Origin of the sequence: Acetonema longum DSM 6540 (assembly GCF_000219125.1) — a bacterium.
GTDB lineage: Bacteria > Bacillota > Negativicutes > Sporomusales > Acetonemataceae > Acetonema > Acetonema longum.
Genome location: NZ_AFGF01000035.1, coordinates 1 through 10,248 on the forward strand (window position 1 = coordinate 1; position 10,248 = coordinate 10,248).

The 10,248-nt window shown below is 48.9% G+C and carries 6 protein-coding genes and 2 pseudogenes; all 8 read right to left on the reverse strand.

Going from position 1 to position 10,248, the window contains the following annotated elements:
- Nucleotides 1–27: 27 nt before the first annotated feature.
- Nucleotides 28–1,577 (reverse strand): annotated as a pseudogene (locus tag ALO_RS04390) (IS1182 family transposase).
- Nucleotides 1,578–1,821: 244 nt separating this feature from the next.
- Nucleotides 1,822–2,085: pseudogene (panD, locus tag ALO_RS04395) on the reverse strand (aspartate 1-decarboxylase); the annotation flags it as partial.
- Nucleotides 2,079–2,933 (reverse strand): pantoate--beta-alanine ligase, encoded by an 855-nt coding sequence (gene panC / locus ALO_RS04400; protein ID WP_004093245.1) that lies wholly within the window; start codon nt 2,931–2,933, stop codon nt 2,079–2,081. The pseudogene panD and the gene panC, both read right to left, overlap by 7 nt.
- 11 nt (nt 2,934–2,944) lie before the next feature.
- Nucleotides 2,945–3,781: a 3-methyl-2-oxobutanoate hydroxymethyltransferase gene (gene panB, locus ALO_RS04405; protein WP_004093247.1), complete on the reverse strand. Its 837-nt coding sequence runs from the start codon at nt 3,779–3,781 to the stop codon at nt 2,945–2,947.
- On the reverse strand, nt 3,778–4,653 hold the full coding sequence (locus ALO_RS04410) for a Rossmann-like and DUF2520 domain-containing protein (RefSeq protein ID WP_004093249.1): 876 nt from the start codon (nt 4,651–4,653) through the stop codon (nt 3,778–3,780). The genes panB and ALO_RS04410 overlap by 4 nt, the downstream gene beginning before the upstream one ends.
- 575 nt (nt 4,654–5,228) lie before the next feature.
- The gene (locus ALO_RS20685) at nt 5,229–5,753 is read right to left on the reverse strand and encodes a DUF4376 domain-containing protein (RefSeq protein ID WP_004093251.1); all 525 of its coding nucleotides are present in this window, start codon (nt 5,751–5,753) and stop codon (nt 5,229–5,231) included.
- Between the two features lie 17 nt (nt 5,754–5,770).
- Nucleotides 5,771–7,156 (reverse strand): hypothetical protein, encoded by a 1,386-nt coding sequence (locus tag ALO_RS20690; protein WP_004093253.1) that lies wholly within the window; start codon nt 7,154–7,156, stop codon nt 5,771–5,773.
- 33 nt (nt 7,157–7,189) lie between these two features.
- Nucleotides 7,190–10,248 (reverse strand): phage tail protein (locus ALO_RS22330; protein WP_461781517.1); only part of this gene is annotated, 3,059 nt, incomplete at its 5' end.

A 10,248-nucleotide genomic window follows, 5' to 3' on the forward strand; every position in this document is an offset into this window, starting at 1 on the left:
TTCGAAACCACTGAAAAATCCATGTTTTTAAGATGTCAGGCCAATAAGTGAGAGTCGATAAATTCCCATATCATGCTTTTTACGGTAAAACCAATAAAAAGACAGCAATATTGGGGTGACCAATGCTGCTATCCTTTTTAAATTGACCGCCAGAGCCGTCAGTTTGGCTTGTAAACTCACACTTTTTAGACCATACCCTCGGGCACGGTCTAAGCCGTGAAATCGCTTTATTTCACCATTCTTCCATTCATGACTGGCGCGTTTCTTGTATTTTTCTTTAAATGTATCTGTTTTGGCTAACTGGCTATATTCATAGTATTCGGCGGCATGTACCCCAACTTTATACACTCTTGCGCCTACCTTTTTGCCGGTGCACTCGACTCGTTTTTTACAGTGTTGACATACGGTTTTATCAAAAGTGTATCGATAGATGTCATTTGTCTTTTTTGTCTTTTGATACACTTTTTTTACAGTCGAATTCCCCATTTCACAAAACCATTGGTCACTGTCCTTGTTATAGTTGAATCGGCTTTCATCAATCTTGTAGACAGCAGGGCTTATAGGTATAATCGCTTCTACATGATCCTTTTTTAGAATATCCAGTATGGGTTTACGAAAATAGGCTTTATCACCATAAGCTTCTTTTATGGTCAGACCGCATGCTTTACTACGATGGTACAACGAATCAAAATGGCTGCCATCTACATAAGCTCCATCAAAGGTCTGTAGTGCTGTGATGATCCGCTCTTGCGGGATCATCATATATTCAATTTTATACCCAAAAAAACTATCGGTTTTAGACTTATACCCTACCCGTGCGTCTTTATCCACCAGGGAACGTACGCCCTTTTGTAAAATGAATTTTTCATCTTTGAGAATCTCTTTCGCTTCTGCTAGAGTCTTTTCCGTTTGCGGTGCCCTGGATACGTCTATGGAGTTTTCGACCTGCTCCATCATGGTTTCCCAATAGTCCTTCATGGTCGCTTTGGCTTCTTGATGATCGGAGATTGCCTTATAGTCTGGAACGTCGGAATGGACCTGGGCTGGTATTTGACCTGTTTCTTCTTTTACGTTCCGCCAGATTTTAGCCGCTAAATGTTTCATAACCCGTTCCGGCACTTTTTTGATGGTGTTGGCAGATGTATGGGTAGCGTCGATACTGATGCCTGTTCCTTGAATGATTCCCTTTTTCACACATTGGCGAACGACTTCTTGAATCATGTCATCCACGCTGGTATCCTTCAGCCTTTGTGTCCGGAATTTAGCAAGTAAGCTGGAATCGGGCAGTTCTTCTTCAGGGTTGATGCCTACAAACCCATGTAGGCTAAATTGAGTCCGGTTTCCTCGATGACGCGGACATCGGAGAGGTTATACAAATATTGCAAGATGAGAAGCCGGGCCATCATTTCCGGTTCTTTGGCGGGTCGGCCTAGTTCTTTGCTGTAGGAGTTGGCAAGCTGCTTGTTGATAAAGCTCAGATCGACAGCGTTGTTAATGACTTTTAAAATATGCTTTTTGGGGATTTTGTCGTACAACATGGAATACAAACTTAATTGCTTGGGGTGTTGTTTTAACATCAGAACCACCGCCTAGCTCATTCACTTCGATATCCCATATTATACCATGGAATGACGCGCTTCTGGTGGACTTTTTCAGTGGTTGCGGACGGTTCTGTTGTTATGCTCGTAAATCACACTTTGATTGATTCCTATTATATTTTTAATTGGCCGATCAACCTCTCCCCGTTTTTCTTTTAGATGTCAGACTTTTCGGAATATGGTTATCACCTCTATTATTGAGAATTCATCAAAAGAACCGTCCGATAATAATGACTTTATCGCCCTTTTGTACTAAACGGGCGGCAGCGCCATTTAAGCAGATCACCCCGGAATCCCTTTCGCCGGCAATGACATAGGTTTCCAGCCGCGCCCCGTTATTATTGTTGACGACTTGCACTTTCTCATTGGGCAGTATGCCGGAAGCGGCCAACAGCGCCTGATCGATGGTGATGCTGCCCATGTAGTTTAGGTTGGCTTCAGTCACAGTGGCGGCATGAATTTTGGCCTTGAGAGATGTAATCAACATTGACTGACCTCCAAAATGATATTGTCAATCAGCCGTGTTTTGCCGATGCGCACTGCTAACGCCAAGAGCGCCTTATCCTCCAGTCGTTCCATATCCTGCAGGCTGGGATAATGGTATATTTCCGCATAATCGAGCTCAGCCAAGGGTTCCTGTTCTAAAACTGCCAAAACCGCTTCTCTTATCGCCTTACTGTCATACTCGCCGCCTGCGACCAACTTTTCCGCCCGGCAAAGACTGCGGTACAGTATCAGGGCGGCTTGGCGTTCCTGGGGTGAGAGATACATATTGCGGGAACTCAGCGCCAGGCCATCATTTTCGCGTACAATAGGCACTATCTCAATAGCGGCATTCAGGTTCAGATCCTGAGCCATGCGTTTCAGCACCAGCGCTTGCTGGGCATCTTTTTGGCCAAAATAAGCCTTGTCCGGCTGGACAATATTTAAAAGCTTGAGCACCACCGTCGTCACTCCGCGAAAATGTCCCGGACGCGAGCTGCCACAGAGCTTTTCGGTCATGCCCTCAACATTCACATAGGTAGCATAACCTTCGGGGTACATCTCACGGGCGGAAGGATGAAATATAGCATCTACTCCGGCACGAGCGGCTTTTTCGCTGTCTCCCTGCAGATCTCTGGGATACCGGTCAAAATCTTCGTTCGGGCCAAACTGGACCGGATTGACAAAAATACTGGCAATCACTACATCACAGTCCTTTTTCCCTTGCCGCATTAAGGTAAGATGTCCTTCATGCAAGGCTCCCATGGTGGGTACAAAGCCGATCTTCTTTCCTAGTCTCCGGTTGTCTTTTACGTACTGTTTCATTGCCGGCACGGATTCCATAATATGCATCATATCGCTCCTTAGTACAGTCTTTCCAGAATCTCGCTGTCTATGGGGAAACTATGCTCCGGTCCCGGGAAGGTTCCATTTTCCACCTGTGTTTTATAACCGAGTATGGCCTCGGTCACCGAACTATGCAGATCGGCAAATTTTTTAACAAATTTGGGACTGAAACCGGAATATATGCCTAATAAATCGTGAGTTACCAGAACCTGTCCGTCACATTGGGCGCCGGCGCCAATGCCGATAATGGGAATGGCAAGGGAGTGTGTTATCTTTTCTGCCAAAAGCGCCGGCACACATTCCAGGATAATGGCAAACACTCCGCTTTCTTCCAATATCTTGGCATCCTCCAGTATCTTTTTTGCATCTTCCCGGGATTTACCCTGTACTTTAAAGCCTCCCAGGGAATGAACGGCTTGAGGCGTCAGCCCTAAATGCCCGATTACGGGAATGCCGGCCTGTACGATTGCTTCCACTGCTGCCCGGACTTCTCTGCCGCCTTCCAGCTTTACCGCCTGGGCCCCGGCCTCTTTCATCAGCCGGCCGGCATTTCTCAAAGCGTCCTCAACCGAGACCTGATAAGACATAAAAGGCATATCCGCCACCACCATGGCCTTTTGGGCGCCGCGGCTCACAGCCCGGGTATGGTGAATCATATCCTCCATCGTGACCGGAAGCGTTGAGTCATACCCGAGAATCACATTTCCTAAGGAATCTCCCACCAGCAGCATATCAATACCGCTGTCGTCTAACAGCTTAGCCATCGAAAAGTCATAGGCCGTCAGCATGGTAATCTTTTTGCCGGTTTCTTTTCTTTGCCGGATTACCGATGTGGTGATTTTAGCCGCACTCATGACTCTGCTCCTCCTTTTATGATTAACAAATTTTCCATTTGTTGCGCCTTCCTGTCATTTAAGCCTTTTTGCCGGGCAATATTCAGAGTGTATACACCTAAAACCCGGTATAGCTCCTGTTCCTGCTGCTTGTCCACAACTGCCAGATGAGCCGCAACCGTCCTGCAGTCTCCGCGGCTGATAGGCCCGCTGAGCGCCTGTACGGTTCCTAAGTTTTGAATATTTTCCAGTGTGCCATGCACTAAAGGAAAGAAGGCACGCAGCACCTCCGCTTCGCTTAAACCGAAATTTCGGCAGAGCTGAATCGTCCAATGCATTAAGGCCACCAGATAATTAGAAGCCGCGCAAGCTGCCGCGTGATACATCGGCCGGTATTGTTCCGCTACGTAAAAACTTATCCCTGCTAAACCGGCAATCAGCTGCTCTGCCATTTCCCTGGCCCTTGTATCCCCGTCAATGGCAAAATAAACGCCGGTAAAGTCGGTTTTTTCCTTGCCGGCAAAGGCTTTTAACGGGTGCATCGCCCCAATGGCTGCGCCAAACTGTTTAGCCGGCGCCAGAATGCTGGCTCCTGCTGCTCCGGAGACATGAAAGACCACCTGCTGCTCCTGAAAGCCGTCGCTGGCTGCAAGCTCTTTAACGACTTCGCCAATGGCTCTGTCCGGTGTGGTGATAAACACCATATCGGCTTTCGCGGCTAAATCTGCAGCTCTGTCTGCATAGTCCACTGAAAAAATTTTTGCCAGATTTTCCGCCGATTTCAGACTGCGGCTGCTAATGCCGATTAGCGGATACCCGGCGCCGGTCAAGGCATGGGCCAAGGCTGTTCCTACCTTGCCGGCGCCAACAATGACAAAGGTTGGCTTTTTCATATTTCCCCCTTCCTTAATCTGTCTGCAACATATAAGCATACAGTCGCATTTCCGAAAGGCAGGGGATCTTCCCAAATAAAAAGCCTTTCGGAAATTGTCCGAAAGGCATAGTTCACCCTTTGTACCTTCCGTCTCAGTCCGTTGCAGATCTAAGCGGATATAAATTGTATTTTCCCTTCTGGCAACCCGTATCTGTTAGCGGTATGGCTCTTTAAGATACCATCCAAGATTTGGCCTGTCAGAAATCACTAGGATATCCTCAATATATCACAATGTCATAGCGCTAACAAGAAAAAATCAGTTTATTACTATACCGATATTTTTCCGGGGACAGTCTATTTTGCCGTAGCACGCCCACGGTGAGTTCGACTGCCCGGGTCCCGGTAAAAGGTTGACAATCCAGGACGTCGGCGAGGTAAAAGCTAAAAGGATTTGGGTAGGAAAAGAGTTTCGACGCTAGAAGCAGTGAGCAAGAACCCTATAAGAACAAAAAAACGGGGAGGCCGAAGCCTCCCCTGAATTTTTGAAATCAGATATTTACCATGGCACCGTAAATACCGCCATAAAAATAGCTCTTATTCCGGCCAGGTGATTTTCCCCAATTCTTCCGCGGTCTCAGCCGCATCAATCTGCAGCCGTAAGTTTCTCGCTATCTGATGTAATGTGTTCGCATGTTGAGCCAGAGTTACTGATATGCCGATTGCTTCTTGAGCCGTCATAGTTAAAACTGTATTATCGGCACAGGTCCAGTCCAGGGAGAAATCCTGCTCTGCCGTAATAGCTGCTTGCGCCGCCTGTACAGCAACTGCTATGCGCTGCACAGATAAGGAATTAGAGTCTAAAACTTTACCCATATAGGGCACCCCGGATTGCTCTAGCATATCACGCTTCTCTTTGATACGCTCCCAGGATTGAATTTTTAATTTGTCAAGAGTTGATTGGTGAGCCTGCCCTGTAAGATACCAATGCAAGTCGAATCCTTCTTCAACATCTTGCCAGGTATATCCCTGTTCTAAAAAATATGCTTCATCCGGAGTATCGCTAATGGCTACAACAACTTCTTTGGTTGTTTCATCTGCAATTTTGGCTAATTTAAGCATAATAAGCCTCCTTCTTTTTAGCTAAACGGAATGAACATTGCTGACCATGAATTTGCTGAATTGGCAGGACAGGATACTATATCGCCGGCGGACACTAAAAACCATTGCCTGCACCAAATCCTTGTACCGTCTCTTGAACCTATTCTGAGGATTTGTACGCCATTGACCGCGCAAATGATACTCCTGCTGGAATTGCAATCTGCCTCGACCGAAACGATCCCGTTTTGTGTGGCAGTAAACGCTAAAGAAGACAGCGTTCTTGCCTGACTATAAATAGGTGCAGCCACAACGGGTATTTCAATGTCAGCACTGCCGTCAAAATCTACACCTGCAATTTTGCGAGGTGTGGCCAGTCGGGTAGCTGTATCCGCGTTGCCGATAAATGATAGAGCCCGGATTGGTGACAGCTGGCCAGGATTGGCAGGTTGTGAAAAAACAGCCTCTCCGGCATTATTCATCCTCATCTCTATCCCATTGACCGATGGTATGGTCAGTCTGATACGCGGTTGATCGCCAGCAGCAATCCCAATACCCTCTAGATTGATTCCATGAATATCAGGTCTAAATTGTATAAAATCGTTTGCATGTTTGCCATCCACAGTATCAGCGTTGCCGCCATTGGCCGGTAAACTTGCCGGGGTCCCGGTAATATTGGTATAGTCTATTCTGGGTCCCTGACCCTCCTCACCCGTATGGGCATGGCCGGACATGCCAAATAGATTGCTGGCGGCCTCCAGCGTCATTGTCGGCAGTGCGTACCAATTCGACTTTCCGGTGATACTTTTTATCATATAACCCAATTGACTTAATTTTGCCGTTAAGGTTCCCGGTTCTGAGTCCGCTGCCGCAATGTCGGCGATCGTCCGGCTGCCGATTTTGGCATCGGTTACAGCATCAGCTGCAATTTGATTCTCCGTAACACCGCTTTTGGCGATGCCGATAGTCACCCGATCGTTGGCAGAATCGGGAGCAATCCCGATTCCTTCTCCAGCCATAATTTCCAGCACATCGGTCTCAGAATCCGCCTGGATGGTCGTTTCTCCCACCAGTATTGTCGAAAAAGCGTTCTGGTTCGGTTCAGCCCCGGCTGTAATGCCGTCCAACTTTTGCTTATCTGTATTGGACATGCTGCCGTTACTGGATGTGGTGGCAACCGGCGGCACCCAGCCGGCAGGAGCAAATTCACCGGCTGATTTGCCGTTTAAGCGTTCGGCATTTAAGTTTACATTTAATGTACCGTTATTGACAGGAATGTTACCGTTCTGATTCCCGGGAGTCAGTCCCGCCACTGTGCCGGCATTGACAATTGCATCTTCTTTTAATGCCCTGAAATTTTCCCGCAATTCCGCGGGAGCATCCGCCAGATAACCTGTATTGACAGGCTTTGTGCTATCATATGCCATTTCAATCACCTCTTTTTATCAATAAAAACTTCTCTAAAATCCTTTGGCTCGCCAATCCATTTGACCGCCGACATCATTACCGGTTGCTATGTCAAAGATCTGCGCCCGAAAACCTGAAGCCGTTTTGCCGGTTATCTCATAGCGCAATCCGGCGCCGATTACGGTAGGGGTTAGTACCGGCTCGTTCAGATAGGTGTAGCCATACTCAATATCTGTCCCGCCAATATTGACTTGCTGAATGCCGGCTCTTTCTATATCCGGTGCGTCAACCATGGTGCTAAAGATGTTCACCTCCGGTGACTTGTCCGGGGTCTCCGTGGAAAGAATCACTCTCAGCTGCAGGTAACGCAGATAATACTGGGCCGGCGTAAATTCAGCCCAAGTTGACCACTCCAGCCCGTTTGGGCTGGTCCTGAATTGCAGAACTGCTATCGTCTGATCCGCAGCGGTCGCTGTGGTAACAAACCGGATGGCCAGTTCAACCGGCGTGAGTTTGCCCACATCCAACGCATCGCTGACATATTCGCCGCTGGGATAATATGCGCCGTTTTCCTGTCTGTCCAGCTTGAGTACAATATGGCTGCCGAAATCCACCCACCGGGAGGTCGGATAATCGCTCCATCGTCCACCTGCCGTTTGCCAGTTGATGGAGCTTGGTCCGAATAGGGTATGGGCATGGGTTCCCTCCTGGAAAAACAGTTCATCCCGAGAGAAGGCCACGTTGCGCGGCGGCAAATTTGCCGCGTTCATTTGGGCGGTTGCCGCTGACAGACTGTAGCGGTTGGACCGGTTGATCGCCTTAATGTGATAGGTGTATAACCGTTCCAGTTCAAGGCGCGCCCGGTAGTGGGTCTCCGTCAGACCGGAAACAACGATGGCGCCATAATGAAAGCTGCCGCCTTCGCGGATCTCGTAGCCGACGATATCATTTTCCGCCGGTCTGTCCCAATACAGATCGACGTATTCGCCGTTTTGCACGGCGATAAATCCGGCAACGTTCTGGGGCTCCAACCTGGCGTAATAAGGGACAAGGTTATAGACCTCGTCGGAATAATAACCGGCGGCGCTTTTGGCTTTAATCATGATTTTTATATCGCCGCCGGCGGCAGGTCTGTATTCGATCCGTTTTTCCAATGTACTGCCGACAACAATGGCCGTATCCCACGTGTAGCCATGTCGGACTTCATAACCGACAATGTCGCTTTCCGGGGTTGAGTCAAAAGTAATCACCAGCACCGACCTGTCGTTCGGGTCTTGCGTAACTTGAATATTGCTGACAGGGGCAGGATTGAGACTAAAGACGGCGGGCGGGGTACCGGCGGCGTTCTGACTGTAGTTTCCCTCTATCGTCACTGCCTTGATCCAAAATCGGGTTTCCTCTTCCAGCATCACCGTTGTATCAAAAAAAGTACCGACCACTCTTTGACCGAGTATCACCCCCTCATCCCAGGCCGGTCCCTGCCTGATCTCGTAATAGGCTATGTCCACCGACCGGGGATCATCCCACATCAGGCGGATTCTGGTCCGGTCATTCGTAAATTGGATGGCAGTGAAGCCTTGGATATCATAGGCATTGACAAAAACATCAATGTATCCGTTGGGATTCAGGTTGGCCACATTGGAATAAAACCCGGCCACGGTTTTGGCTTTCAGCATAAACCGGTGCCGTGCGCTTGCCGTCGCCTGATACAGATAAGTCGTGTCTGTGACAAAGGCGACAAAGGTCCCGGTATTCCATTGAGCGCCGAGGCGGATTTCATACCCGGCGATGTCGTTGCCGGAGGAAGCGGCAAACGAGAGCTTCACGACGGACCTGTCCTTTGCTTCTTGCTCGGCTTTGAAATCGGTGGGGCTATTGGGGCGTAAAAAAATCTGCTTTGTCTGGCTGCATGCGGTACGACTTACATATCCAGCCGTATTCACAGCTTTAATCATAAAGGTCTGGTAGCCTTCCGACGATAACTGGAACGTGTAAGTGGTAGCCTTTAGCTGTGTGGCGACAATGGCCGCTGTATCCCATCCGTCATTTCCGGTTCTGATTTCATAGTGGGCGATATTCGTCTCCGGATTGGGCGCCCAGGTCATAATGAGCTTGCTGCGGTCGGTGTCTTGAGGCGTACAGGAAAAGCTGGTTACCTCTGCCGGGTGCACGGTGATCATTTGGGTGATGGTCGCCGGCACTTGGGATAGATTGTTTGAGTTATCCACCGCATACACTGCGAAGTTGTGCTGTCTGCTAGCTGTGGCTGTATAGACATATCGCGTGTCAGCGATCGGTGTCGGTGTGAGAATAGCTTTTCCTTCGCGGACTTGATAGCCGCGCAAATCAACGTCGGTAACAGAGTCCCAGGTGAGGGTAATCTTGGTGCAGTCAGCCGAATCAATGGTCAGATAAATATGAGGTATGTTTGCCGGAGGCACATCTTTACCGGCAATATAAAGCCCGGCGGAAACAATGCCGGGCGAAGCAATTCCGAGCTGATTCACGGTACAGACTTTTACCCGGTAAGTCTCCTGAGTCTTAACGCCGCTCACCGAAAGCTTGGTATCGGTAGTATTGCCCCACAGACGCCAAGTCTGTCCGTCATCCTCACTAACGTATATGTTAAATGATTTGACTGCCGCATTACGGCTTACATTCCAGCCGGCATGCAGTATCGACATCATGGTCCCGTCCTTTTGCCGGAAGGTTTCCTCCGCTACGCTCACACTGTTGACTTCAGGTGTCGTCTCCAACTGACTGTATGGGATCTCCGGTATGTCTCCCGCCTCGTTATAGATCTCTTCGATATATTCCAGACAGGTAATCTTCCGCCGCAGATCCTGATCCCGGCTGATACTGAGCACCCGGAAAGGTTTGATAACCTTGTTGGTTTCGCCGAAGCTGTACAGGTCCCATTGCTGGGGAACTGTAGTTAAGGGTTTAGTGAGAGTTACGGTATCGGTGGTGATTTTCGCGGTAAGCCCCTGCACACTAAAGGTGACAATGTTTTGCACCGCATCCGCCGTCGCTGCCGCTGGATTGGTAATCTGAACAGCCACCGCATAAGATCTTCCCGGTACCAGCGTAACCTCCCGGTCCAGCTGCAGCA

What these genes read in the sequence shown, in the direction of transcription:
- panC (WP_004093245.1), bottom strand. Translation starts at nt 2,933, where the DNA reads ATGCATATTATGGAATCCGTGCCGGCAATGAAACAGTACGTAAAAGAC.
- panB (WP_004093247.1), bottom strand. Translation starts at nt 3,781, where the DNA reads ATGAGTGCGGCTAAAATCACCACATCGGTAATCCGGCAAAGAAAAGAA.
- ALO_RS04410 (WP_004093249.1), bottom strand. Translation starts at nt 4,653, where the DNA reads ATGAAAAAGCCAACCTTTGTCATTGTTGGCGCCGGCAAGGTAGGAACA.
- ALO_RS20690 (WP_004093253.1), bottom strand. Translation starts at nt 7,156, where the DNA reads ATGGCATATGATAGCACAAAGCCTGTCAATACAGGTTATCTGGCGGAT.
- ALO_RS20685 (WP_004093251.1), bottom strand. Translation starts at nt 5,753, where the DNA reads ATGCTTAAATTAGCCAAAATTGCAGATGAAACAACCAAAGAAGTTGTT.